Raw genomic sequence first — 26,563 nt, forward strand, 5'->3', positions numbered from 1 at the left:
TCAGCGCGTCAGCGTTCGGAATGACCGCTTTCATCATAGCTGCGCGGACTGAACAGGTCCGGCTGGATCAGCTCGATGAAGGCGCGCGCCTGCGGCGACAGGAAGCGTCCCCGGCGCACGATCACCCCGTAGCTGCGCTCGGGGAACCACGCGCTCATCGAGCGCGTCACCAGCCGGTCGCGGTCGGCGTCGTTGAGGCACAGCGCCGGCACGATGGAAATGCCCATGCCCATCGCCACGTACTGCTTGATCACCTCCCAGCCGCCTACCTCCAGCGCCACCGTGTACGGCACGCGCTGGCGCTGGAACACCTGGTCGACCAGCCGGTAGGTGATCTGGCGCTTGGGCGGCAGCACCAGCGGATAGGCCGAGATCGCCTGCAGGGTCAGCTCCGGCGCGGTGGCCAGCGGATGGTCGGGCGGGGCGATCAGCACCTGCTCGAAACGGTAGGCCGGGGCGTAGCTCAGGTCGGACGGTACCTCGGTCATCGAGCCCACCGCCAGGTCGGCCGCGTCGCTGCGCAGCAGGTCGGTGCCGTCGGCGCTGATCGCGTTGTGCAGGGTCAGGCGCACGTCCGGGTGGCGCTGGCGGAAGCGCTCCACGATGCGCGGCAGCAGGTACAGGATGGTGGAGCTGTTGGCGGCGATGTTGAGCTCGCCGGCGTCCAGCCCCTTCACCTTGTCGCGGAAGCTGGCCTCCAGCCCGTCCAGGCTTTCGACCAGCGGCTGGGCCATCTCAAACAGCAGCTGGCCCTCGCGGCTGGGCACCAGGCGCCGCCCGCTGCGCTCGAACAAGCCCACCCCCAGTTCCCGTTCCAGCGCCTGCAGCTGCTGGCTGATGGCCGGCTGGCTGACGAACAGCGCCTCAGCCGCCCGTGAGACCGACCCGAGGCGTACCGTCTGGCAGAACGCCCGAAGCGGCTTGAGCCGATCAGATTTGTAGGAAAAACGGGGACTTGGAGGTTTCGGTGTGGGCATGGCGTCACGGTTATAAGCGGAACTTATAAAACGCATTGCAATATCTGCTTTGTCAAATACCACACTCCAGCGCACGGTGGCATCACCCGCAACGCAGGAGTTGGACATGTCCGCTGTCGCCGCCTTCGCCACCGCCCAGCCCACGCCGGCCGACGCCCCGGCCACGCTTGGCATCGCCCTCACCACCCAGCTGGCCGGCCAGTCCGCACTGCTGCCGGCAGGGGTACTGGCGCTGCTGGTGTCGCTGCACCGCGCAGTGGAACCGGAGCGCCAGCGCCGCCTGCAGGCCCGCCGCGAGCGCCAGGCGTTCTTCGACGGCGGCGGCTTGCCGGACTTCCGCACCGACACCGCCGCCATTCGCAACGACGACTGGCGCGTGGCCGCCATTCCGGAGGCGCTGCAGGACCGCCGCGTGGAGATCACCGGCCCGACCGACCCGAAGATGGTCATCAACGCGCTGAACTCGGGCGCCAAGGTGTTCATGGCCGACTTCGAGGATTCCACCGCCCCGGCCTGGCGCAACCTGCTGGCCGGACAGCAGGCGCTGATCGGCGCGGTGCGTGGCGACCTGACCCATACCGGCCCGAGCGTGGACGGCAAGCCGGGCAAGCAGTACGCACTGCGCCCGCTGGCCGAACAGGCGGTGCTGATCGTGCGCCCGCGCGGCTGGCACCTGGACGAAAAGCACGTGCGCATCGACGGCCAGCCGCTGGCCGGCGGCCTGTTCGACGCGGCGGTGTTCGCCTTCCACAACGCCCGCACCCTGATGTGTCGCCAGCGCGGCCCGTACTTCTACCTGCCCAAGCTGCAGTCGATGGAAGAGGCCGCGCTGTGGGAGACCGCGCTGTCGCACATCGAAGGCATGCTCGGCCTGCCGCACGGGCAGATCAAGGTCACCGTGCTGATCGAAACGCTGCCGGCGGTGTTCGAGATGGACGAGATCCTGCACGCGCTGCGCGACCGTATCGTCGGGCTGAACTGCGGCCGTTGGGACTACATCTTTTCGTACATCAAGACCTTCCGTAAGCACGCCGACAAGGTGCTGCCCGAGCGCGGCCAGGTGACCATGACCCAGCCGTTCCTGAAGGCGTATTCGGAACTGCTGATCCAGACCTGCCACCGCCGCGGCGCACATGCGATGGGCGGCATGGCCGCGCAGATTCCGATCAACCATGACGCCGCCGCCAACGAACAGGCCATGGCGCGGGTGCGTGCCGACAAGCTGCGCGAAGTGACCGCCGGCCACGACGGCACCTGGGTGGCGCATCCGGCGCTGATCCCGGTGGCGCAGGCGATCTTCGACGCGCACATGCCCGGCCCGAACCAGCACGCAGTGCTGCGCCGGGATGTGCGGGTGGGCCGCGATGAGTTGATCGCCGCACCCACCGGCACCATCACCCGGGCCGGTTTCGAGGGCAACGTGGAAGTGTGCGTGCGCTACCTGGCCGCCTGGCTGGACGGCAACGGCTGCGTGCCGATCCATCACCTGATGGAAGACGCGGCCACCGCCGAGATCAGCCGCAGCCAGCTGTGGCAGTGGCTGCACGTGCCCGGCCAGCACCTGGACGACGGCACCGCCATCGACCTGCCGCTGCTGGACGCCACCCTGGCCGCGCTGCCGGCAAAGCTGGGCGATAGCAGCGCGCTGCCGGGTGGCGCGCGGATTGAAGAGGCGATCGGGTTGCTGGCCGAGCTGAGCCGTCGCGACGAATTGACCGATTTTTTGACCCTGCCGGCGTACGACCGCCTGGCCTGACCACCTCCGTAGAGCGGGGCTCTGCCCCGCTGCCGACCAACCCGAACGCCCTGGAGAACACCATGACCAAGCTGCCGACCGCCGAACAGATCCAGCACGAATGGAACACCGACCCGCGCTGGGCCGGGATCCAGCGCAACTACAGCGCCGCCGACGTGGTGCGCCTGCGCGGCACCGTGCACGTGGAGCATTCGTTGGCCCGGCTGGGCGCGGAGAAGCTGTGGAAGTACCTGCATGAAAAGGACTTCGTCAACGCACTCGGCGCCCTCACCGGCAACCAGGCCATGCAGCAGGTCAAGGCTGGCCTCAACGCCATCTACCTGTCCGGCTGGCAGGTCGCCGCCGACGCCAACCTGGCCGGCCAGATGTACCCCGACCAGTCGCTGTACCCGGCCGACTCGGTGCCCGCGGTGGTCAAGCGCATCAACAACACCCTGCTGCGCGCCGACCAGCTGCACCACGCCGAAGGCAAGGACGAGATCGACTTCCTGCAGCCGATCGTGGCCGACGCCGAAGCCGGCTTCGGCGGCGTGCTCAACGCCTTCGAGCTGATGAAGGCCATGATCGAAGCCGGCGCGGCCGGGGTCCACTTCGAAGACCAGCTGGCCTCGGTGAAGAAGTGCGGCCACATGGGCGGCAAGGTGCTGGTGCCCACCCGCGAGGCCATCGAGAAGTTGAACGCCGCGCGCCTGGCCGCCGACGTGCTGGGCGTGCCCACCCTGCTGGTGGCGCGCACCGACGCCGAAGCCGCCGACCTGCTGACCAGCGACATCGACCCCAACGACCAGCCCTTCACCAGCGGCGAGCGCACCCCGGAAGGCTTCTACCGCACCCGCAATGGCCTGGACCAGGCGATCAGCCGCGGCCTGGCCTACGCCCCCTACGCCGACCTGGTCTGGTGCGAGACCGGCAAGCCGGACCTGGAGTTCGCCCGCAGGTTCGCCGAGGCCATCCACGCCAAGTACCCGGGCAAGCTGCTGGCCTACAACTGCTCGCCCAGCTTCAACTGGAAGAAGAACCTGGACGACGCCACCATCGCGAAGTTCCAGAAGGAAATCGCCAGCTACGGCTACAAGTTCCAGTTCATCACCCTGGCCGGCTTCCACGCCCTGAACTACTCCATGTTCAACCTGGCCCACGGCTACGCCCGCCGCCAGATGAGCGCCTTCGTCGAGCTGCAGGAGGCCGAATTCGCCGCCGCCGACCGCGGCTTCACTGCCGTGAAGCACCAGCGCGAGGTCGGCACCGGCTACTTCGACGCCGTCACCCAGGCCATCCAGCAGGGCCAGTCCTCCACCACCGCCCTGACCGGCTCCACCGAAGAAGAGCAATTCCGGGCGGCTTGACCAGCTAAAAAGGCCGCCCTGTAGGGGCGGCCCCGCTTTCATCTGCAACCACCAGATGCTACGGTCCGCACAAGACACCATGCGGCAGAGGATGGCCGGTTTGGACCGGTTGCCGCGTTGGGGGGAGGGGCCAGTGCGTCGGGAGGGATTCCAGGCGCCCTGGCTTGAATTTGCGATGAGGCGCACACTTTTAAGGGGTGCTATCCTCCGTCGCTCACCGGGGAACGCTAGGAAGCGGGTGTAGGGTATGACCGGCAAGTTTGCGACGAACGTGTGCGAACCAGAGTCAGGCATCGCCCAAACCGCGATGGCTGACATCGTGCATGCCGTCCTCAGCGCCGGCGAATTCGCCCTGTTCACCGAGTTCGGCCGGCACCGCCCGCTGCGCGCCGGCGAACACCTGTTCCTGCGCAACCAGTCCGGCAGCACCATGTATGTCATCGTCACCGGTGGCATCGAGCTCGATTTCGGCGAAGACCTGGTCGTCAAGACGCTGGGCCCGCACGAATTCTTCGGCGAACTCGGCCTGCTGATCGGCGACCACCCTCGCAGCGCGGACGCCCGCGCTACCACCGACTCGCTGGTACTCGAGCTGGACAACGCCGATTTCCAGCGCCTGGTCGACCGCGATCCGGGTCTGGTCGCCTACTTCCTGCGCCGCACGATCATGCGCGTGGTCAGCAACGAACAGGTCCTGATCCGCCAGCTGCGCCGGCGCAACCACGACCTCGAAACCGCGCTCGACAATCTGTATGTCACCACCCACCAGCTCACCCATACCCGTGAGCTGGTGCGCACCGACGAACTCACCGGCCTGCACAACCGCCGCGGCCTGGCCCTGTACCTGCAGGAATGCCGCAGCCACGAAGGCGACGCTCCGCAGGGGCTGTTGCTGATCGACTGCGACCACTTCAAGCAGGTCAACGACGAACACGGCCACCAGGCCGGCGACCGTGTCCTGCAGAGCATCGCCAACATCCTGCGCTCGGTGGCCAACGAACAGGACCGCGCCTGCCGGCTCGGCGGCGACGAGTTCTGCCTGCTGCTGCGCGTGGCCGACGCCGACAGCCTGCAGCACGCCGCCGAATTCATCCTCGGCGCGGTGCACGGCCTGATGGGCCGGTCCAACCTGCAGCCGCACGTCTGCCCGGTCAGCATCGGGGTTTGCCTGATCGACCCGCTCGGCGACTGGAGCGACTGGTACGCACGTGCCGACAACGCGCTGTACCAGGCCAAGCGGCTGGGTGGCAATCGGCTGCATTGGTCGCGCTCTGCGACCGTCGCGCCCTGACCGGGGCCTGCAATGAACGGCGACAACGGACCGTCCAACCAGCTCCCGCTGCTGCGGGCCCTGCTGTTCACCGATCTGTGCGATTCGCTGGTGCTGGTCGAGCGCATCGGCGACAGCGCCGCCGCCGACCTGTTCCAGCAGCACGACCGGCTGGTGCTCGCGTTGCAGCAGCAATGGAACGGGCAGCAAATCGACCGCTCCGACGGCCTGTTCCTGCTGTTCGACCGCGCCATCGATGGGCTCGGCTTCGCGCTCGACTACCAGCGTGAACTGCACGAGCTGGGCAAGCGTCGCAACATTCCGCTGCGCGCCCGCGCCGGCCTGCACGTGGGCGAGGTGCTGATCTGGGAGAACAGCCCGGAGGCGGTCCAGGCCGGCGCCAAGCCGGTGGAAGTAGAAGGGCTGGCCAAGCCGATGGCCGCGCGCCTGGTGGGGCTTGCGCGGCCCGGCCAGATCCTGCTCTCGGCCGTGGCCGAGTCGCTCACCCGTCGTGCCAGCAGTGAATTGGGTGGGCGCGCGGAGACATTGCAGTGGCGCTCGCACGGCCCGTGGCTGTTCAAGGGCATTCCCACCGCGCAGGAGGTGTTCGAGGTCGGTGAACCCGGCTTCGCGCCGCTGCGCATGCCCAAGGCCCACCCCAAGGCCCAGCGCAAGCTGCCGCTGTGGCGCCGGCCGGTCGCGCTGGCGGCGGAAGTCGCCCTGCTCGCCGTGCTCGGCATCGGCGGCTGGATGCTGCTCCGGCCCGAGCCGGCCATCGCCTTCGCCGAGCGCGACTGGGTGGTGCTGGCCGACGTCGACAATGCGAGTGGCGACAAGCTGTTCGATGACAGCCTGCAGCGTGCGCTGCTGTTGGGATTGGAGCAGTCGCGTTACGTCAACGTGCTGTCCTCCAGCAGGGTGAAGGAGTCGCTCGAACTGCTGCGGGTGCCGGCAGAACACGCGCTCGACAGGGAGCTGGCCGGCGACGTGGCGTCACGCGAGGGTGCGCGGATGGTGCTGGCCCCCAGCATCCGTCGCTCCAACGGCCGGTACGTGGTCGCCGTGGACCTGATGGACCCGTTTACCCGAGGGGTGGTGCGTACCTACCAGGCCGACGCGGGTTCCCCCGGTGACGTGGTCGCCGCCGTGGACGACGTCGTCGGTCGCCTGCGCGCCGGCCTGGGCGAAACCGTGGCCTCGGTGCAGCAGTCGGTGCCGTTGCCGCAGGCCACCACCAACAACCTGCAGGCACTGAAATCGTTCGCCCTGGCCGAAAACGCGATGGGCCGGTATCGCTTCACCGAAGCTGCCAAGCTCTATGAGGCGGCGCTGGACGCGGACCCGGACTTCGCCATGGCCCACATGGGTCTGGCCAAGCTGCTGGTGCGCGTGGACCAGCGCGCTGAAGCCCTGCCGCACCTGCAGCGGGCGCTGGCGCTGAACGATCGATTGCCGCACCGCGAGCGCCTGTACCTGAAGGCGTGGAGCAGCGAGCTGCGTCCGGATGGCTGGCCGCTGGAAGACTGGCGGGTGCTGGCGGAAGTGTATCCCGACTTCTTTGCCGGACAGGCGAACACCGCCGGGTACCTGTTGCTGGACAACCGCTTTGCAGAAGCCGAGCGCTATGCGCGCGCCGCTTCGGGACCGAAGGCTCCGCTGCGTGCCGGCACCCTCGGCTACCTGGGCTGGATCCAGTTGGGCACCAACCGCTACGACGATGCATTACGCAGCTTCCAGTTGTCCGAGCAGGTGATCGGCCGCAGCGTCAGCGACACGCGGGTAGACGTACTGATCGCCCAGCGGCGCTACAAGGAGGCACAGGCGTTGTTGGCGCAGCTGCCCAAGGCCCGTGACGAACTGCAGGCCATCATGTACCAGCGTGTGCGGGTGCTGCTCGCCGCCGACCAGGACGACTGCACCGGCATGACTGCTGCCTTGGCCAGCGAGAAGGCGCCGAGCGAATCGGTCGACTTCCGCACGCATGTGTTGCTGATGCACGCGGTGGTTGACACCGTGTGCGAGCGGCCGAATCCCGCGGCATTGGCTGCGGTGTCCGACCAGCTGCTGCCGTTGCTGCAGGATACCGCCAACCCGAACCTGTCGGACCGGTTGCTGCGCATGCTGTCGCTTGCCTATCTGGCGCAGCGCCAGGGCGACTTCGCGCGCGCTGATGCGTTGCTGCGCGAGCAGGGGGCGCTGCTTGCGGCCCAGAAGAGCCCATTGATCGCCAAGTGGCATGCCGTGGTGCTGGCCATGCAGCTGCTCGGCAGAGACCAGCCCGCCCAGGCCGACGCATTGTTGCGGCCGATCCTGGACGGAACCGAGCCGGTCCAGGCACGGGTGGTGCTGCGCGAGGCGCAACGTCGGCTGGGCAATGCGGAAGAGTTCCAGAAGCAGAACGAATGGCTGTTCAACCATCGCGGCCAGGCGTTTGCCGAACTGGCGCCCATGCAGCTGATGCAGCCGCTGAGCGTACGTGACACGCTGGCCGACGCCAGCCTGCGTCCCCAGTAGACCGGGCGCAGGCTGGCGGTGCACTCATTCCAGCGAGTCGGCGGCCTTGCCTGCCTCGAAGCAGTGCGGCAGCAACATCGCCTGCGTTGACGTGCTCAGGTACTGCTCCAGCTGCGCCTGCACCGCGCGAAGCTCTTCCACGCTCGCCAGCTGCTGGATATCGCAGCACAGCGGCTGCTCGTCCGGACTGAAGCCGATCTCGGTCAGCGCCTGGCGCGCATCTTTCTGGAACAGCTCGCGGAAGGCCGGGTCGTCGATCAGCCTGCTGACCAGCCGCGCGGCGATTTCAGGGGAAATCTTGTTCGTTTCCGGTTTGTCGTTGCTCATTGCGGTCGATCCAGTGAGTGAAGTGAAGGTTATCGGCCCGGGTGGCCGGGAATGTAGCGCCGGCAGGGGTGCAAGCGCGCGGTGCGAGGCAGTACGCGGATAATGGCGATGACCGGCCACGCCCGGGGCACCCTGCCGTGTCCCGACTAGAATGGCCGGGTCCTTCCACGGTCATTCGCCGATGAAACTGCGCCGCTGCACCACTGTGATGTTCGAGCCACGGGAGGAGGTCCGCCTCGACTTCGCTGCCATGCTGGCCGGGCGCACCGAGCCTTCCACGACCATCACGTGGGTCGCCCTGGCCGCGCACCTGGAACAGCCCGTGCCGGTGACGGCTGCGCAGCGGGAGCTGCTGGGCGGGCTGGGTTCCCGTTTCTGGACCGACGCGCGCGACATCGGCTGCCCGCCGGGCGACTGGCAGCCCCTGCTGGCGACCGGGCTGCTCATCTCGGACGACGACGAACATGCCGCCCACCGCCAGCGCGACGAAGGCATGCGGGACGGCCACTGGTGGCCGCTGGCGGCACTGGTCCATCGTCATGCCCGCTGGCGTGGCGTGAACAGCGCCGCGCAGATGCGCGACAGCCACATGGTCACCGTCAACGACCTGCGCCGGCAGCTGGGCGCGCCGCCGCCGGCGGTGCAGCCGCACCCGGGCACCTATCAGCCACTCCCCACCGTGGAGGCCACCGGGTACGACCAGCTTCTCGAACGCCGCACTACCTGCCGCAATTTCGATGCCGCCCGCAGTATCGACCAGGCGCAGCTGGCGCAGCTGCTGCAGCGCACGGTGAAGGCCCAGGCCGTGGTGCAGATGGAGGCCGATACCACGTTCCTGAAAAAGAACGTGCCGTCCGGCGGTGGGCTGCATCCCACCGAGACCTATCTGCTGGTTCAGCGCGTAGAGGGCCTGGCGCCGGGGCTGTACCACTACCACCCTGTGCAGCATGCGCTGGTGGCGCTGCCACGCCACTGCGAGCGGCCGTTGCAGGACGTCGCCGAGGCCATGCTGTCCGGCCAGGACTGGTTCTCGAACGCGGCCGCCCATCTGGTCCTGGTGCCGCGCTTCGCCCGCACCAACTGGAAGTACCGCAACCACGCCAAGGCCTACCGCGCCCTGTTGCTGGACGTGGGCCACCTCTCGCAGGCCCTGTACATGGCGGCCACCGAGGCCGGCCTGGCCGCGTTCGTGACCGCTGCCATCAACGAAATCGACACCGAGGCGGTGTTCGCGCTGGACGGCGTTACCCAGAGCCCCGTCGCAATCGTGGGCGTGGGCTGGCGCAGTGATACGCTGGACACGGCAGAGTTCGATCCCAACAAGGTGGTTTGGCCCTAGCATGGACGGCGACAGCGCACCCTCGACCCAGCCCCCGCTGCTGAAAGCCCTGTTGTTCACCGACCTGTGCGATTCGCTCGGGCTGGTTGAACGGCTCGGCGACAGCATGGCAGCCGAACTGTTCCAGCAGCACGACCGGCTGGTCCTGGCGCTGCAGCAGCACTGGCACGGGCAGCAGATCGATCGCTCCGACGGCGTATTCATGCTGTTCGAGCGGCCGATCGACGCGCTCGGATTCGCCCTGGATTACCAGCGCGAACTGCTGGAGATCGGCAAGCAGCGCGGCATCGAGCTCAGCGCGCGCGCCGGCCTGCACGTCGGCGAAGTGCTGACCTGGGAGAACAGTGCGGAGGCGGTCGCCGCCGGTGCCAAGCCGGTCGAGGTGGAAGGCTTGGCCAAGCCGATGGCCGCGCGCCTGATGATGTTGGCCTGGCCTGGCCAGATCCTGCTCTCGGCGGTGGCCGAAACCCTGACCCGGCGTGCCAGCAGCATGCTGGGCGAGCGCGGCGACAGGCTGCTCTGGAAGGCGCACGGCCGCTGGCGCTTCAAGTCGGTGCCGTCGGTGCAGGAGGTGTTCGAGGCAGGCGAGCTGGGCATCACCCCGATGCGCATGCCGCGTGGCAATGCCAAGGCGCGCCGCGTGCTGCCGGTGTGGCGCCGGCCGGCGGCGCTGGCCGCCCAGGTGGCACTGGTCGGCCTGCTGGGAATCGGCACCTGGCTGCTGCTGCGCCCCGAACCCGCCATCGCCTTCGCCGAGCGCGACTGGGTGGTGCTGGCCGACGTGGACAACGCCAGTGGTGAAGCGTTGTTCGACGACTCACTGCAACGCGCCCTGCTGATGAGCCTGGAGCAGTCGCGCTACGTCAACGTGCTCTCCGGCAGCAAGGTCACCGAATCGCGCGACCTGCTGCGGGTGCCGTCCACGCGCGCCCTGGACCGCGACCTGGCCATCGACGTGGCGTCCCGTGAGGGCGCTCGCATGGTGCTGGCGCCGGCCATCCGCGAGTCCGCCGGGCATTACCTGGTCAGCGTGGACCTGCTCGATCCGGCCAGCCGCGCCGTGGTGCGCAGCTACCGGGCCAAGGCGGAAGGCTCCGCCGATGTGATCGCGGCGGTGGACGATGTGGTAGGCCAGCTGCGCGCGGGGCTGGGCGAATCGGTAGCGTCGGTGCAGCAGTCGGTGCCGCTGCCGCAAGCCACCACCGCCAACCTGCAGGCGCTGAAGTCCTTTGCATTGGCCGAGAGCGCGATGGGCCGGCGGCGCTTTTCCGAAGCCACCAAACTGTTCGAAGCGGCGATCGACGCCGACCCGGACTTCGCCATGGCCCACGTCGGGCTGGCCAGGCTGCTGGTGCGGCTGGACCAGCGCGCCGAAGCGCAGCCCCACCTGGCCCGCGCGATGGCCGTGAGCCAGCGCCTGCCGCACCGCGAGCGGCTGTACCTGAAAGCCTGGAGCAACGAGCTGAGCCCGGTGTCGTGGCCGCTCGACGATTGGCGCGTGCTGGCTGACGTCTACCCGGATTCGTACGCAGGCCTCTACACGACCTCGTGGTACCTGCTGCTCGACAACCGGTTCGAGGACGCCGAACGTTACGCGCGCGCCGCCACCGTGCCGTCGAACACGCTGCGTGCGTTCTCATACGCGAACCTGGGCTGGATCCAGCTGGGAACCAACCGCTACGACGAGGCCGTGCGCAGCTTCAAGCAGTCCGAGCAGCTCACCCGTCGTGGGCCGGTCGACCCGCGCGCCGATGTGCTTATCGCCATGCGCCGCTACAAGGAAGCGGGCGAGGTACTGGCCAGGCTCGGCAAACCCGACGATGAACTGCAGGCACTGATGAACGTGCGCGTGCGCCTGCTGCTGGCGGCGGACCAGGACGACTGCACGGGCATGCGCGAGGCACTGTCGACCGAACCCATGCCCACCGGGTCGCAGGATTTCCGGGTGCATCGCGAGCTGCTGGAAACGGTGGTCGACACCGCGTGCCAGGAGGGCGACGCCGACGCGCTGGCGCGCATCGCAGCGGACATGCGTCCCCAGCTGGCCGACCCCAACGATCCCGGCATGCCCGACCGCATGCTGCGCCTGCTGTCGCTGGTGTACCTGGCGCAGCGCCAGGGCGACCACGCGCTGGCCGACCGCCTGCTGGCCGAGTACGACCCGCTGCTGGTGAAGCAGAAGAGCCCGGTGATCGGCAAATGGCGCACCGTGGTGCAGGCCATGCAGAAGATGGGGCAGGGCACGCCGGCCCAGGGCGTGGCGCTGCTGAAACCGCTGATGGACGGCACCGAACCGGTGCAGGCGCGCGTGGCGCTGCGCGAAGCCTATCGCCAGCTCGGCGACGTGCCGGAGTTCCACAAGCAGAACGAATGGCTGTTCGAGAACCGGGGCAGGGCGATCGCCGAAGTCGCCAACACCCAGTTGATGCAGGCGTTGAACGTACACGACATGGTGTCGGACGCGACGTTGCGGCAATGATGGATTACGTGGCTTCGAAATCCACCAACACCGCACCATCCCCCACCTGGTCACCGGCCTTGACCCGGTAACCCTGCACCGTCCCATCCGCCGGCGCCTGCAGCGTGTGTTCCATCTTCATTGCTTCCAGCACCAGCAGCGGGGTACCGCGCGTAACCTGCGTGCCGGGCGCCAGCAGCGTCGCCACGATCCGGCCCGGCATCGGTGCGACCAGGCTGCCTGCATCGGCCACGCCCTGATCCGCTTCGCTCACCGGGTCATGCAGGGTGAAGCGCTGCACGCCGTCGGTGCCGAACAGATACAGCTCGCCGCCATCTCGCACGATCCGCGCACGGTGCAGGGTCTGCCCGATCTGCAGTGCAAGCTGCCCACCGCCGACACGGCCGGTGGCCTGCACCTCGGCGTCATCCACGCGCAGCGACCACGCATCATTCCTGCCTTCCACCGCCACCACGCGCTGGCTGCCGCGATGCTCCAACGTCACCCGCCGAGCCGCGCGCTGGCCCAGTCGCCAGCCATCGCTGGCCTGCCACGGCGAGTGCGGGTCGCGCGCATCGGTACTGGCCGGCGCATCGGTGGCCACCGCAGCCACCGCCGCCAGCGCCCACAACGCAGCATCGGTGTCGCCGTCGACCAACGTCAGCGCCGCCTGCTCGCGCTCGATCAACGCCGTATCCAGCTTCGCGTTCGCGAACGAATCGGTCATCACCAGCCGACGCAGGAACGCCGCATTGGTGGTCACGCCCACCACTTCGCACTCGGCCAGCGCCTGCTGCATGCGGCGCAACGCCGCGTCGCGGTCCACGTCCCACACGATCAGCTTGGCAATCATGGGGTCGTAGAACGGGGTGATCGCGTCGCCCTGTTCCACGCCGGCATCCACGCGCACGTGCGCGCTGCCCGCAGGCAGGCGCAGGTCACGCAGCGTACCGGTGGAGGGCAGGAAGCCCTTGTCCGCATCTTCGGCATACAGGCGCGCTTCCAGCGCATGCCCACGAATCTGCAGCTGGTCCTGCTGCAGCGGCAGCGGCGCACCACTGGCCACGCGCAGCTGCCATTCCACCAGGTCGGTGCCGGTGATGCACTCGGTCACCGGGTGCTCCACCTGCAAACGGGTGTTCATTTCCATGAAGTAGAAATCGCCGTCCGGCCCGGCAATGAACTCCACCGTGCCCGCACCCACGTAGTTCACCGCGCGCGCGGCATCCACCGCGGCCTTGCCCATCGCGGCGCGGCGCTCGGCGGTCATGCCCGGCGCAGGCGCTTCTTCCAGTACCTTCTGGTGGCGGCGCTGCACCGAGCAGTCGCGCTCGAACAGATACACCACGTTGCCGTGGCTGTCGCCGAACACCTGGATCTCAATGTGGCGCGGACGCTCCACGTACTTTTCCACCAGCACGTGCGCGTTGCCGAACGCCGACTGCGCCTCGCGCTGGCAGCTGGCCAATGCATCGGTGAAGGCCGCGCTGTCGTCCACACGGCGCATGCCCTTGCCACCGCCGCCGGCACTGGCCTTGATCAGCACCGGGTAGCCGATGGCATCGGCTTGCTCGCGCAGGAATGCCGGATCCTGCGCGTCGCCGTGATAACCCGGCGTGAGCGGCACGCCGGCCTGCGCCATCAGCGCTTTGGCCGCGCTCTTGTCGCCCATTGCACGGATCGCCGCAGCAGACGGGCCGATGAACACGATGCCGGCCTCGGCACAGGCCTGGGCGAAGTCCGCGTTCTCGGACAGGAAGCCGTAGCCGGGATGGATCGCCTGCGCACCGGTGCGGCGCGCGGCGTCCAGGATGGCGTCCGAACGCAGGTAGCTTTCGCGCGCCGGGGCCGGGCCGATGCCCACGGCTTCGTCGGCCAGGCGCACATGGCGCGCGTCGCGGTCGGCGTCGGAGTACACCGCCACCGTGGCGATGCCCAGGCGCTGGCAGGTGGCGATGACGCGGCAGGCGATTTCGCCACGGTTGGCGATCAGGATCTTGGTGAACATGGTGGTCTCGTTGCGCATGCCAGGGGGCCGGATCACATCCGGAACACGCCGAAGTCGGTCTTGCGGGCGGGGGCGTTGAGGCTGGCCGACAGCGCCAGGCCCAAGACCCGGCGGGTATCGGCCGGGTCGATGACACCGTCGTCCCACAGCCGTGCACTGGCGTAATAAGGGTGGCCCTGCTGCTCGAACTGGTCGCGGATCGGCGTTTTGAACGTGTCTTCGTCCTGCGCCGACCACTGCCCGCCATTGGCTTCGATGCCATCGCGCTTGACCGTGGCCAGCACGCTGGCAGCCTGCTCGCCGCCCATCACGCCGATGCGCGCGTTCGGCCACATCCACAGGAAGTTCGGCGAGTAGGCGCGGCCGCACATGCCGTAGTTGCCGGCACCGAACGAACCGCCGATCACCACGGTGAACTTGGGCACCTTGGCGCAGGCCACCGCCATCACCAGCTTGGCACCGTCCTTGGCGATACCGCCGTGTTCGTACTTGCGCCCGACCATGAAGCCGGTGATGTTCTGCAGGAACACCAGCGGAATGCCGCGCTGGGTGCACAGTTCGATGAAGTGCGCGCCCTTCAGCGCGGACTCGGAGAACAGGATGCCGTTGTTGGCGATGATGCCCACCGGGTAGCCGTGCAGGTGCGCAAAACCGGTGACCAGCGTGTTGCCATAGCGCGGCTTGAATTCGTCAAAGCGCGAATCGTCCACCAGGCGCATGATCACTTCGCGCACGTCGTACGGCTTGCGCGTGTCGGCCGGAATGACGCCGTACAGCTCCTGCGCCGGATAACGCGGTTCGGCCGGGGCCTGCACTGCCAGTGCCGGTTCCGGCTTGCGCCAGTTGAGCTGCGCGATGATGGCGCGCACGCGGGCCAGCGCCTGCAGGTCGTTGTCGGCCATGTGGTCGGCCACGCCGGAAATGCGCGTGTGCACGTCGGCGCCGCCCAGTTCTTCGGCGGTGACCACTTCACCGGTGGCCGCCTTCACCAGCGGCGGGCCGCCCAGGAAGATGGTGCCCTGTTCGCGCACGATCACCGTTTCATCGCTCATCGCCGGCACGTAGGCGCCACCGGCGGTGCACGAGCCCATCACGCACGCGATCTGCGGAATGCCCTGCGCGGAAAGGTTGGCCTGGTTGTAGAAGATGCGGCCGAAATGATCGCGGTCCGGGAACACCTCGTCCTGCAGCGGCAGGAACGCACCGCCGGAGTCCACCAGGTAGATGCACGGCAGGCGGTTCTGCTCGGCCACTTCCTGCGCGCGCAGGTGCTTCTTCACCGTCATCGGGTAATAGGTGCCACCCTTGACCGTGGCGTCGTTGGCCACGATCACGCACTCAACGCCGGAAACGCGGCCGATGCCCGCGACCACGCCGGCACTGGGAATGGGGTCGCCATACATGCCGTGCGCGGCCAGCGGCGCGATTTCCAGGAACGCGCTGCCCGGGTCGAGCAGGGCATCGATGCGGTCGCGCACCAGCAGCTTGCCGCGCGCGGTGTGCTTCTGCCGCGCCGCCTCGCTGCCGCCCAGCGCGGTCTGCGCCAGGGTGGCGCGCAGGTCGTCCACTACCGCCTGCAGGGCAGCGCGGTTGGCTTCGAAGGTCTCGCCGCCCGGTTGCAGCTGGGTGCTCAGTACAGTCATGGCGTCGCCCTTACTTGGTGCGCTGGAACAGTTCGCGGCCGATCAGCATGCGGCGGATTTCCGAAGTGCCGGCGCCGATTTCATACAGCTTGGCATCGCGCCACAAACGCCCGGTCGGGTACTCGTTGATGTAGCCGTTGCCGCCCAGGATCTGGATCGCCTGGCCGGTGAGCCAGGTGGCCTTCTCGGCCGAGTACAGGATCGCACCGGCAGCGTCCTGGCGGGTGGTGCGGCCCAGGTCGCAGGCGCGCGCCACCGCATACACATAGGCGCGGCAGGCGTTGAGGCCCACGTACATGTCGGCCAGCTTGGCCTGGATCAGCTGGAACGTGCCGATCGCCTCGCCGAACTGCTTGCGCTCGTGCACGTACGGCATCACCACGTCCATGCCGGCCGCCATCAGGCCGAGCGGGCCACCGGAAAGCACCACGCGCTCGTAATCCAGCCCGGACATCAGCACCTTGACCCCACCGCCCACCGTGCCCAGCACGTTGGCTTCCGGTACTTCGCAGTCCTCGAACACCAGCTCGCAGGTGTTGGAACCGCGCATGCCCAGCTTGTCCAGCTTCTGCGCGGTGCTGAAACCCTTCATGCCTTTTTCGATGAGGAACGCGGTGATGCCCTTGGCACCGCCGTTCGGGTCGGTCTTGGCGTACACCACCAGTACGTCGGCGTCCGGGCCGTTGGTGATCCACATCTTGTTGCCGTTGAGCACGTAGTGGTCGCCGCGCTTGTCCGCGCGCAGCTTCATCGACACCACGTCCGAGCCGGCGCCAGGTTCGCTCATCGCCAGCGCGCCGACCTTCTCGCCGCTGCACAGGCCGGGCAGGTAGCGCTGCTTCTGTTCTTCGCTGCCGTTCTTGCGCAGCTGGTTCACGCACAGGTTCGAATGCGCACCGTAGGACAGGCCGATGCTGCCCGACGCGCGCGAGATCTCTTCCATCGCCACCACGTGGGCCAGGTAGCCCATGCCGCTGCCGCCGTATTCTTCCTCCACGGTCAGGCCGAGCAGGCCCTGCTCGCCGAGCTTGCGCCACAGCGCATGCGGGAACAGGTTCTCTTCATCGGCCCTGGCCGCCAGCGGCGCGATCTCGGCCGAGGCAAAATGGGCCACGCTCTGGCGCAGCAGGTCGATCTCTTCGCCCAGGTCGAAGTTCATGGTGGGGACGTGCATGAGGCAGCTCCGAGGGGGCAAAGGGGACGATGGAGGTCCCAGCCTAGTCCTCCCGGCGGTAAAAGTGAATACAAATTCAAAAATTGAACATAGAATCAGCAAATGGCCTATAAACGCTCCGCATTGATGGAAGAACGCCTGGCCGGGGCCCGCGAGCGGATCCTGCTGGCGACCCGCCGCCTGGTCGCCGCCGGCGGCTACCGCAACGCCCCGGTTACCGCCGTGGCGGCCGAGGCCGGGGTCTCCACCGGCCTCATCTACCGGCACTTCCCGTCCAAGGCAGAACTATTCGTGGAGGTGCTGACCGACGCGGTCGAGCACGAGCTGCGCATTTTTGAAGGCATCGCCGCCGAACCGCTGCCGGCGCCCGAGCGCCTGCGCCGCGCGATCACCGCGTTCGTGCGGCGCGCGCTGGCCGGCCCCGGCTTGGCCTATGCCTTCATCGCCGAGCCGGTGGACCCGGAAGTGGAAGCCGAGCGCATCCGCTGCCGCCGCCTGTTCGGTGACGTGTTCCGCCGCATCGTGGACGACGGCGTGGAAGCCGGCAGCTTCCCCGCGCAGGACACCGAGGTGGCCGCGGCCTGCATCGTCGGGGCGTTTACCGAAGCGCTGGTGGGCCCGACCGCGCCCAGCCGCGACGGTCACGGCGACCAGACCGCACTGGTGGAATCGATCTGCGTTTTCTGCCTGCGCGCTGCAGGCGGTTGATGCTGCAATGCATCACCTGGTGGCGGCTTGCAGAGCGCCGCCGACGCTGGTCATACTCGGCGGACAAGCCGTAGTCCAACGACTGCCAGCCAGGGGTGAAAGAGAGTGCGGAATTACGACCTCGAGTTCCTGAAACGCTTTTCCATGGTCATTGCGTTATTGATGGCCATCACGCTCGGATTGATCCTGTTCGCTGCGTACCTGCATACCCGTATTCCCCCTGAGATCTCGCCCCAGGCCGCCAAGCGCACCGAACTGCGCATTGCCCCGGCCGGCGCGGTGTATGCCGGCGCCACCGGCATGGCCGACCAGGCGGCGGCGAAGGCCGCAGCGCTGGCCAAGGCCGCTTCGCAGGTCGCCTATGGCGGCACCACCGACGGTAAGGTGATCTTCGACAACCTGTGCACGGCGTGCCACACCACGGGTGTTGGCCAGGCGCCGACGCTGGACCACGCGCATTGGGATGGTCGCCTGGGCCAGGGCAAGGACACGCTCTACAAGCACGCCATCGAGGGCTACACCGGCCCGGACGGCGGGATCATGCCGCCTAAGGGTGGTAATCCGGCGCTTACGGAAGAGCAGATCCATGCGACTGTGGATTGGATGCTGGCGAATTTGAAGTAGAGCCACGCCCTGCGTGGCTTCGCGGTGCACGACCCAAGCGGGCTATGCCCAACCCGCCCAAATCCCCACCCGTGCCCGCTTCCCGCCACAATTCGGCGTTAGTCTGTGCACCCGCACTCCATGACCACCCCGCCGATGCGCCGTCGCTCCCTCGCTCTTGCCCTGTCGTTGCTGCTGCCCGCCACCACGTTCGCCCAGGCCCAGCCGCAGGCACACCCGACCGCATCGCCGGCGGCGGCTCCGACCTCCGCCACCGTCACCCTCACCGCCGCCCCCGCCGACTGGCGCGCGCTCGACGGCCAGCACGTGCGCATCGCCGCGCCGCTGACCCTGGCCGGCACCGACGGCCTCACCCGCTTCGGCAAACTCACCGTGTCCTTCGAAGGTCGCCTCTGGCAGCCCAGCGAAGTGGCCGCCCCCGGCACCGACGCGCACGCCAAGGTGATCGCCGACAACCAGCGCCGCCGCCTGCTGCTCGACGACGGCAGCACCGCGCGCGACCCCGGCCCCGTCGCCTACCTGCCGCCCAACCCCACCCTGCGCACCGGCACCGTGCTGCGCAACGTGGAAGGCATCGTCCACGTGGACGACAAGGGCACCCCGCGCCTGCAGGTCACCACCCCGCTGCAGCTGCCCGCGCTGGCCCGCCCGGACACCGCACCCGTAGTGTCCGGTACGCTCAAGGTGGCCGCGTTCAACCTGGAAAACTTCTTCAACGGCGACGGCCAGGGCGGCGGCTATCCCACCCTGCGCGGCGCCCGCACCCTGGCCGAACACCAGGCGCAGACTGCCAAGCTGGTCGCTACCGTCAACGCGCTCGGCGCCGACGTGGCCGCGCTGATGGAACTGGAGAATGACGGCTACGGCCCGCAGTCGGCCATCGCCGAACTGGTCGCCGCGCTCAACGCCAACCGCGGCAAGGGTGCCGACTGGCGCTTCATCGACGCCGGCAAGGGCCCGGGCGACAACCCGATCCGGGTCGGCATCATCTACCGCAGCTCCAGGGTGACCCCGGTCGGCGCCCCGGCCGTGCTGGAAACCGCCCCGTTCGGCCCGCACAGCCGCGTGCCGTTGGCCCAGGCCTTCCGCGCCGGCAAGGGCGCGCCGTTCGTGGTGGTGGCCAACCACTTCAAGTCCAAGGGCTGCTCCGAAGCCAGCGGCGCCGATGCCGACCAGAAGGACGGCCAGGGCTGCTGGAACCCCACCCGGGTCGAATCGGCGCGCCTGCTCAACCAGTGGCTGGGCACCGACCCGACCGGCGCCGGCACTTCAGACGCCATCCTGCTCGGCGACTTCAACGCCTACGCCATGGAAGCCCCGATCCGCACCCTGCATGACGCCGGCTGGCGCGACGCCTTCGCCGTGGCGAAGGTCGACCGCCCCTACAGCTATGTCTACAGCGGCATGACCGGCCGCCTCGACCACGCCCTGCTCAGCCCGGGCATGGCCAAGCGCCTGCGCGGCGCCGCCGAATGGCATATCAATTCTGACGAAGCCGATGAGGTGGGTTACCAGGGCCGTAATGAAGCTGGCCCGTGGCGCAGTTCGGATCACGACCCGTTGATCCTCGGGTTCGACAAGTAATCCGGTGGGGCGGTAGAGCCACGCCCTGCGTGGCTGATCCCATTATCCCCAGGCGATAAACCCGATCGCCACCACCGCCAACGCCAACCCCGCGCGGTTCCACCGCGTGGTCGGCTCGCCGAACGCGAACACCCCCAGCAGCGCCCCGAGCACCACCACGCCGATGTTCATCCCGGCAAACACCGTGGCCGGGCTGTCCGGCAGCGCCTGGTGCGCGTGCACATAAAAAAGAATGTTGCCGCCGTTGAGCAGCCCCAGCAGCGCGCCTGCCCCGGCGTTGCGCAGGTTCAACCGGCTGCGGCCACTGGCATGCCGCCACAGCTGCACTGCCAGCATCAGCACGAAGGCAATGCTGAAACACGCCAGCAGCGCCGCCATCGACGGCGTGCCCGACAGCGCCACCTGCTTCAGCAGCACGTCTACCAGCGCAAAGCCCACCCACACCGCCAGCAGCCAGCGCCAGCTGCCCGCCTCACCGGCCACCGCCGGCCCGCGCGGGCGCAGGCTGATGCCCACCATTGCCACCAGCCCCAGGCCCAGCCCGAGCAGCTTGAGCGGCGTCGCAGTCTGCCCAAAGAACAGAAAAGCGGCCAACAACGACAACAGCAGCGACAACCGCTGCGCCACATCCGTCCGCACGATCCCGGCCACCGCCACCGCGCGACCCAGCACCAGGAACAGCGAAGGCAGCACCACCGCCAGCACCAGCAGCGCCGGCCACGGCGCATGCGTGCTCTGCAGCGCCTGCAACGGCGGCTGCAGCACCACCGCAGTGAGCCCGGCGGCCACCAGGTAATTCCAGGTCACCATCTGCGCCACATCCAGGCCGCGCCGGGCGGCCAGCTTCAGCAGCACCGAGACCAACACGCTGCAGACCACGCTGAAAAGCAGATAGAACATGGGGTTCCAGGCAGGCGCGGCGGTGAAGGCCGCAGGGGAGCGGTATTATGACGCCATGCACAATCCCCCTTTCCCCCCTGAAAGCGGCACCCTGCAGCTGGCCGGCCCGGTCGGCGCGCTGGACGTGGCCGTCGATCTGCCCAAGGCCGATGTGCCCGCCCAGCCTGTGGTGGCGATCATCTGCCACCCGCTCTCCACCGAGGGCGGCAGCCTGCACAACAAGGTGGTGACCATGGTTGGCACCACTCTGCGCGAGCTGGGCGTCACCACGGTGCGCTTCAACTTCCGCAGCGTTGGCGGCTCGGCCGGCAGCTTCGACCACGGCAATGGCGAGCAGGACGACCTCAAGGCCGTCGCCGCCTGGGTGCGCGAACAGCGCCCGGACGCCACCCTGTGGCTGGCCGGTTTCAGTTTCGGCGCCTTCGTCTCGCTGCGCGCCGCCGCCGAGCTGCAGCCGGACGTGCTGGTCTCCATCGCCCCGCCGGCCGGCCGCTGGGACTTCGACGGCGTGCAGCCGCCGACCCGCTGGCTGGTCATCCAGGGCGACGAGGATGAAATCGTCGACCCGCAGGCCGTCTACAACTGGCTGGACAGCCTGGACGCCCCGCACGAGCTGGTGCGCATGCCCGAAACCAGCCACTTCTTCCATCGCAAGCTGATCGACCTGCGCGGCGCCATCACCCACGGCGTCAAGCACTGGCTGCCCACTGCGGACAGCGCCAGCGCATGAGCGACACCCCGATGACCCCCTCCCAGCGCTACGCCGACGGCGTGGCCAAGGGCGAATGGCAGAACGACCCGGCCCAGCACGCCGCCCTGGCCGAGCTGGACCGCATCCACCTGGCCCTGCTCGACAGCGCCCAGGACGGCTGGCTGGACCGCCTTTCGGCCTTCTGGAAGAAGCCCGAGCCGGTCAAGGGCCTGTACTTCTGGGGCGGGGTAGGGCGCGGCAAGACCTTCCTGGTCGACCTGTTCTATGACGGCCTGCCGATCGAGCAGAAGTACCGCACCCACTTCCACCGCTTCATGCGAGGCATCCACGAACGCCTGCGCGAGCACCAGGGCCAGAGCGACCCGCTGGCCAAGATCGCCCAGGAATGGCGGACCAAGCTGCGCGTGCTGGTGCTGGACGAATTCTTCGTCACCGACATCGGCGATGCCATGCTGCTGGCGCGCCTGCTCGAGCGCATGTTCGCCGAGGGCGTCACCCTGGTCACCACCTCCAATACGGCGGTGGAGAACCTGTACCTGAATGGGCTGCAGCGCGACAGCTTCCTGCCGGCCATCAGCCTGCTGCAGACCTACTGCGTGGAGCTGTATGCCGAAGGCACCGAAGACTACCGGATGCGCGCGCTGACCCACTCGCCGGTGTACCAGGCCCCGCGCGACGCCGAAAGCGACGCCTGGCTGGCTGGCCGCTGGGCCGCCCTGAGTGGCGGGCAGGCGCCCAAGCCCGGCAACATCGAGATCGAAGCCCGCAAGATTCCGGTCCGCGCGCGCGGCAAGAGCATCGTCTGGTTCGACTTCAAGGCCCTGTGCGAAGGCCCGCGCGGCCCCTCGGACTACATTGAGATCGCCCACGAGTTCAACACCGTGCTGCTGGGCGACATCCCGCACTTCGACCGCACGAATGAAGATGCCGCCCGCCGATTCGTGAACCTGATTGACGAGCTGTACGACCGCCACGTCAACCTGGTCTGTACCGCCACCGACGCCCCGGTCGCCCTGTACACCGGCACCCGCCTGCAGGGCGCCTTCGAGCGCACCGCCTCGCGCCTGATCGAAATGCAGAGCGCCGAATACCTGGGCACCCCGCACCGGGCCTGATCCGGTGCTGCGGTCGAATATTCCCCCGGCGTCTTTCTCCGGTAGAGCCGGGCCCTGCCCGGCTGCGCGGTGTCCGATTCGGGCGCATTCGTTACGTCCGCGTGACGCCTATCGTTCCGTTTTTCGACCCCCTGCATCACACCGAAAAGTCGCCCCTGACGCTTGACTGCGCACTCCATTTCCACAGGTCGGGACCGTTCGTCGGACGCCCTCCGCAGCCGCTCCTTGCGCCACAAGGGATTGCCCAGATTCCCTACATTTGGCGTTGACTCCCCCATATACCCCCACTATCTTGTGGCTGGCCCTTCCACCGACCCCAAGTGGTGGAGGCCACCGCCGAGCCAGTCGCGACAATCTCCGGGGGGAGGGATGACCGGCGTCACCACGGGAGCTGCAGTCGCGCTTCCTGAGACGCCCTCGTGCCACCCTGAAGACCTGAGCGCGCCACCTAGTGCCGCCCCAAATCACGCCAAGAGGAAAACGCCGTGAGCACCGAAACCAGCGCAGCCACCACTCAGGAAAGCGAATTCCTGCTGACTTCGCCGCCGACCAATACGGCGATGAGCGTCACCAAGCGCAATGGAACGACCGAGCTGGTGGATCTGAACAAGATCGTGCGCGCGGTGCAGCGTTCGGCTGAGGGCCTGCATGCGGTCGACCCGATGCGCGTGGCTACCCGCACCATTTCCGGCCTCTACAACGGCGCCACCACCCAGGAGCTGGACGAGCTGTCCATCCGCACCGCCGCCCTGCTGATCGGTGAAGAGCCCGAGTACGGCCGCCTGGCCGCGCGCCTGCTGGCCAACTACATCGCCAAGGAAGTGTCCGGCCAGGAAATCCACGCCTTCTCGCAGTCGGTCGGTCGTGGCCACGAAGTGGGCCTGATCAACGACCGCCTGCTGAACTTCGTGCAGACCAACGCGCGCAAGCTCAACGACGCCATCGACATCGGCCTGGACCTGAATTTCGACTACTTCGGCCTGCGGACCCTGTACGACCGCTACCTGCTGCGCCACCCGCACACCCGCAAGGTGATCGAGACCCCGCAGCAGTTCTTCCTGCGCATCGCCAGCGCCCTGAGCGAAGACGTGCCGGAAGCCCTGGCGCTGTACAAGCGCATGGGCAACCTGGACTACCTGCCGTCCAGCCCGACCCTGTTCAACTCCGGCACCACCCACGAGCAGCTGTCCTCGTGCTTCCTGCTGGACTCGCCGCAGGACTCGCTGGAATCGATCTACTCCAAGTACGGCGACATCGCCCAGCTGTCCAAGTTCAGCGGCGGCATCGGCGTCAGCTACACCCGCGTGCGTTCGCGCGGCTCGCTGATCAAGTCCACCAACGGCCATTCCAACGGCATCGTGCCGTGGCTGAAGACCATGGACTCGTCCGTGGCCGCGGTGAACCAGGGCGGCAAGCGCAAGGGCGCGGCCTGCGTGTACCTGGAAACCTGGCACGCCGACATCGAAGACTTCCTCGAGCTGCGTGACAACACCGGCGACGAATCGCGTCGTGCGCACAACCTGAACCTGGCCAACTGGATCCCGGACCTGTTCATGAAGCGCGTGGAGACCGACCAGGAATGGTCGCTGTTCGACCCGCGCGTGGTGCCCGAATTCACCGACCTGTTCGGCGAAGCGTTCGAAGCGGCGTACCTGCAGGCTGAAGCGCAGGGCAAGGCCAACCGCACCATCTCCGCGCGCAAGCTGTACTCGCGCATGATGCGTACCCTTGCCGAGACCGGCAACGGCTGGATGACCTTCAAGGACAAGTGCAACCGCGCCAGCAACCAGACCCTGCGCGCCGGCAACGTGATCCACCTGTCCAACCTGTGCACCGAAATCCTGGAAATCACCTCGGCCGAAGAAACCGCGGTGTGCAACCTGGGCTCGATCAACCTGGGCAACCATTTCGACGACCACGGCGAATTCGACTACGAAAAGCTGGCCGACACCGTGCGCCTGGCCGTGCGCCAGCTCGACCGCGTGATCGACCTGAACTTCTACCCGATCGAATCGGCGCGTCGCGGCAACCTGCGCTGGCGTCCGGTCGGCCTGGGCTGCATGGGCCTGCAGGACGTGTTCTTCCGCAAGCGCCTGGCCTTCGACAGTGCCGAAGCCCGCGCGCTGTCGAAGAAGATCGCCGAGACCATCTACTTCCACGCGCTGGAAACCTCGGTCGAGCTGGCCCAGGAACGCGGCAAGCACCCGTCCTTCGCCGACACCCGTGCGGCCAGCGGCGAGCTGCAGTTCGACGCCTGGAACGTGGTGCCGGAAGACACCGCGCGTTGGGACGCCCTGCGTGAGCGCATCAAGGAACACGGCCTGCGCAACTCGCTGATGATCGCGATCGCCCCGACCGCGACCATCGCCTCCATCGCCGGCTGCTACGAGTGCGTCGAGCCGCAGGTGTCCAACCTGTTCAAGCGCGAAACCCTCTCGGGCGACTTCCTGCAGGTCAACCGTTACCTGGTGAACGAGCTGAAGAAGCTCGGCCACTGGACCCCGGAAATGCGCGACACCATCAAGCTGGCCGAAGGTTCCATCCAGGGCATCAGCCAGATCCCGGAAACCCTGCGCCAGGTGTACCGCACCGCATGGGAACTGCCGATGCGTTCGCTGATCGACATGGCCGCCGACCGTGGCGCCTTCATCGACCAGTCCGCCTCGCTCAACCTGTTCATGGAAAGCCCGAACATCGGCGCCATGTCCTCCATGTACATGTACGCCTGGAAGCAGGGCATCAAGACCACCTACTACCTGCGTTCGCGTCCGGCCACCAAGATCGCCAAGACCACCGTCAGCAGCTACACCCCGGTCGAAGCCGTGGCCTGCTCGCTGGAAAACCCGGAAGCCTGCGAGGCGTGCCAATAAAACCGGCTCGCCGGCCCCTCCGGGCTGGCGCCCCCGGCCGCTGATCGGCCGCTCCACTCGTAGCGCCGGGCTCTGCCCGGCCGCTCTTTGCAAGGAATCACCATGGCCGACAAGCCCCGCCAAATGCTGCTCGATCCCGGTTTTGAACTGACCCTGCGCCCGATGCGCTACCCGCAGTTCTATGACATGTATCGCAACGCGATCAAGAACACCTGGACCGTGGAAGAAATCAACTTCCAGATCGACATCAGCGACCTGCACACCAAGATGTCGCCGGGCGAGCGCCACCTGATCCACCGCCTGGTCGCGTTCTTCGCCACCGGCGACTCGATCGTGTCCAACAACCTGGTGCTGAACCTGTACCAGCACCTGAACGCGCCCGAAGCGCGTATGTACCTGTCGCGCCAGCTGTACGAAGAAGCGCTGCACGTGCAGTTCTACCTGACCCTGCTCGACAACTACCTGCCGGACCCGGACGAGCGCGTCAAAGCCTTCGCCGCGGTGGAGAACATCGACTCGATCAAGAAGAAGGCCGACTTCTGCTTCAAGTGGATCGACTCGATCCAGGACCTCAAGCGCATCGAAACCCGCGAAGAGCGCCGCCAGTTCCTGCTCAACCAGATCTGCTTCGCCGCGTGCATCGAAGGCCTGTTCTTCTTCGCCGCCTTCGCCTACGTGTACTACTTCCGTTCGCGCGGCCTGCTGCCGGGCCTGGCCTCGGGCACCAACTGGGTGTTCCGCGACGAAAGCGCGCACATGGACTTCGCCTTCGAATCGGTCCGCGTGGTCCGCGAAGAAGAGCCCGACCTGTTCGACGACAAGATGAAGCAGGAGGTCTACGACATGTTGGCCGAAGCCATCGACTGCGAAGTGCAGTTCGCCGAAGACGTGCTCTCCGGCGGCGTCGCCGGCATCTCCACCCGCGACATGCGCGAGTACCTGCAGCACTGCGCCGACAACCACTTCGCCAAGCTCGGCATGGAGAAGAAGTACAACGTGCGCAACCCGCTGCCGTTCATGGAGCTGCAGGACGTGCAGGAACTGACCAACTTCTTCGAACGCCGCCCCTCGGCCTACCAGGTGGGCGTGCAGGGCGAAGTCGCCTTCGACATGAACTTCTGAGTCCATCCAGAACGTGTCCCGAAAGACCCCGGCGCTGCCGGGGTTTTTTCGTTGCAGGCCTCCGTCTCACCGCCGCTGCCGTATCATCCGCGCGACACCCCTTCACACGGCCGCCC

19 protein-coding genes are annotated in these 26,563 nt (G+C 67.6%); 13 read left to right on the plus strand and 6 right to left on the minus strand.

All coding sequences use genetic code 11. The annotated features are described in order from the left end of the window. Positions 1–8: 8 nt before the first annotated feature. Positions 9–977, minus strand: coding sequence for a LysR family transcriptional regulator (locus PDM28_RS01310; RefSeq protein WP_311183497.1), 969 nt, complete (start codon positions 975–977; stop codon positions 9–11). A gap of 106 nt (positions 978–1,083) precedes the next feature. Between PDM28_RS01310 and aceB the strand changes: the two genes are divergently transcribed. The 4 genes from aceB (at position 1,084) to PDM28_RS01330 (ending at position 7,863) form a co-directional block, all read left to right on the plus strand. After that, entirely contained in the window at positions 1,084–2,733 is a 1,650-nt protein-coding gene (aceB, locus tag PDM28_RS01315) for a malate synthase A (protein ID WP_311183499.1), read from the plus strand. A 62-nt stretch (positions 2,734–2,795) separates the two neighbouring features. Then, complete coding sequence (gene aceA / locus PDM28_RS01320; RefSeq protein ID WP_311183500.1) at positions 2,796–4,079, plus strand: isocitrate lyase; 1,284 nt, start codon at positions 2,796–2,798, stop codon at positions 4,077–4,079. 247 nt (positions 4,080–4,326) lie between these two features. After that, entirely contained in the window at positions 4,327–5,370 is a 1,044-nt protein-coding gene (locus PDM28_RS01325; RefSeq protein ID WP_311183501.1) for a GGDEF domain-containing protein, read from the plus strand. A gap of 12 nt (positions 5,371–5,382) precedes the next feature. Next, a complete protein-coding gene (locus PDM28_RS01330; protein WP_311183502.1) occupies positions 5,383–7,863 on the plus strand; it encodes a putative peptide modification system cyclase in 2,481 nt (826 codons plus the stop codon). A gap of 24 nt (positions 7,864–7,887) precedes the next feature. On the opposite strand, the gene PDM28_RS01335 is transcribed toward PDM28_RS01330, so the two are convergent. Then, positions 7,888–8,190, minus strand: a complete 303-nt coding sequence (locus PDM28_RS01335; protein ID WP_102947168.1) for an NHLP-related RiPP peptide — start codon at positions 8,188–8,190, stop codon at positions 7,888–7,890. Positions 8,191–8,371: 181 nt separating this feature from the next. Between PDM28_RS01335 and PDM28_RS01340 the strand changes: the two genes are divergently transcribed. Continuing rightward, positions 8,372–9,529 (plus strand): putative peptide maturation dehydrogenase, encoded by a 1,158-nt coding sequence (locus PDM28_RS01340; protein WP_102947169.1) that lies wholly within the window; start codon positions 8,372–8,374, stop codon positions 9,527–9,529. A 1-nt stretch (position 9,530) separates the two neighbouring features. Continuing rightward, positions 9,531–12,008: a putative peptide modification system cyclase gene (locus tag PDM28_RS01345; RefSeq protein ID WP_311183503.1), complete on the plus strand. Its 2,478-nt coding sequence runs from the start codon at positions 9,531–9,533 to the stop codon at positions 12,006–12,008. Between the two features lie 4 nt (positions 12,009–12,012). On the opposite strand, the gene PDM28_RS01350 is transcribed toward PDM28_RS01345, so the two are convergent. Genes PDM28_RS01350 through PDM28_RS01360 form a run of 3 tightly spaced genes read right to left on the minus strand, consistent with a single transcriptional unit; the run spans position 12,013 to position 16,812 of the window. Then, on the minus strand, positions 12,013–13,995 hold the full coding sequence (locus PDM28_RS01350) for an acetyl/propionyl/methylcrotonyl-CoA carboxylase subunit alpha (RefSeq protein WP_311183504.1): 1,983 nt from the start codon (positions 13,993–13,995) through the stop codon (positions 12,013–12,015). Positions 13,996–14,027: 32 nt separating this feature from the next. Further along, positions 14,028–15,638 carry a carboxyl transferase domain-containing protein gene (locus PDM28_RS01355; RefSeq protein ID WP_311183505.1) on the minus strand — a complete coding sequence of 537 codons (1,611 nt, stop codon included), beginning with the start codon at positions 15,636–15,638 and terminating at the stop codon, positions 14,028–14,030. A 10-nt stretch (positions 15,639–15,648) separates the two neighbouring features. Beyond that, positions 15,649–16,812, minus strand: coding sequence for an isovaleryl-CoA dehydrogenase (locus PDM28_RS01360; RefSeq protein WP_311183506.1), 1,164 nt, complete (start codon positions 16,810–16,812; stop codon positions 15,649–15,651). Positions 16,813–16,914: 102 nt separating this feature from the next. Between PDM28_RS01360 and PDM28_RS01365 the strand changes: the two genes are divergently transcribed. The 3 genes from PDM28_RS01365 to PDM28_RS01375 all read left to right on the plus strand — a co-directional run bounded on the left by PDM28_RS01365 (position 16,915) and on the right by PDM28_RS01375 (position 19,728). Continuing rightward, positions 16,915–17,520 (plus strand): TetR/AcrR family transcriptional regulator, encoded by a 606-nt coding sequence (locus PDM28_RS01365; protein ID WP_070208150.1) that lies wholly within the window; start codon positions 16,915–16,917, stop codon positions 17,518–17,520. Between the two features lie 105 nt (positions 17,521–17,625). Further along, entirely contained in the window at positions 17,626–18,144 is a 519-nt protein-coding gene (locus tag PDM28_RS01370; protein ID WP_102947173.1) for a c-type cytochrome, read from the plus strand. Positions 18,145–18,279: 135 nt separating this feature from the next. Then, complete coding sequence (locus PDM28_RS01375; RefSeq protein ID WP_311184622.1) at positions 18,280–19,728, plus strand: ExeM/NucH family extracellular endonuclease; 1,449 nt, start codon at positions 18,280–18,282, stop codon at positions 19,726–19,728. A gap of 42 nt (positions 19,729–19,770) precedes the next feature. Here PDM28_RS01375 and PDM28_RS01380 read toward each other — a convergent pair whose 3' ends face one another. Beyond that, entirely contained in the window at positions 19,771–20,628 is an 858-nt protein-coding gene (locus PDM28_RS01380) for an EamA/RhaT family transporter (protein ID WP_311183507.1), read from the minus strand. 55 nt (positions 20,629–20,683) lie between these two features. Between PDM28_RS01380 and PDM28_RS01385 the strand changes: the two genes are divergently transcribed. The 4 genes from PDM28_RS01385 (at position 20,684) to PDM28_RS01400 (ending at position 26,447) form a co-directional block, all read left to right on the plus strand. Further along, positions 20,684–21,358 (plus strand): alpha/beta hydrolase, encoded by a 675-nt coding sequence (locus PDM28_RS01385; RefSeq protein ID WP_311183508.1) that lies wholly within the window; start codon positions 20,684–20,686, stop codon positions 21,356–21,358. Then, on the plus strand, positions 21,355–22,455 hold the full coding sequence (gene zapE / locus PDM28_RS01390; RefSeq protein ID WP_311183509.1) for a cell division protein ZapE: 1,101 nt from the start codon (positions 21,355–21,357) through the stop codon (positions 22,453–22,455). The genes PDM28_RS01385 and zapE overlap by 4 nt, the downstream gene beginning before the upstream one ends. Before the next feature lie 485 nt (positions 22,456–22,940). Beyond that, on the plus strand, positions 22,941–25,325 hold the full coding sequence (locus PDM28_RS01395; RefSeq protein WP_311183510.1) for a ribonucleoside-diphosphate reductase subunit alpha: 2,385 nt from the start codon (positions 22,941–22,943) through the stop codon (positions 25,323–25,325). A 102-nt stretch (positions 25,326–25,427) separates the two neighbouring features. After that, on the plus strand, positions 25,428–26,447 hold the full coding sequence (locus PDM28_RS01400; RefSeq protein WP_102947177.1) for a ribonucleotide-diphosphate reductase subunit beta: 1,020 nt from the start codon (positions 25,428–25,430) through the stop codon (positions 26,445–26,447). The last annotated feature ends 116 nt before the right edge of the window (positions 26,448–26,563 follow it).

Origin of the sequence: Stenotrophomonas aracearum, from assembly GCF_031834615.1 — a bacterium.
Lineage (GTDB): Bacteria > Pseudomonadota > Gammaproteobacteria > Xanthomonadales > Xanthomonadaceae > Stenotrophomonas > Stenotrophomonas aracearum.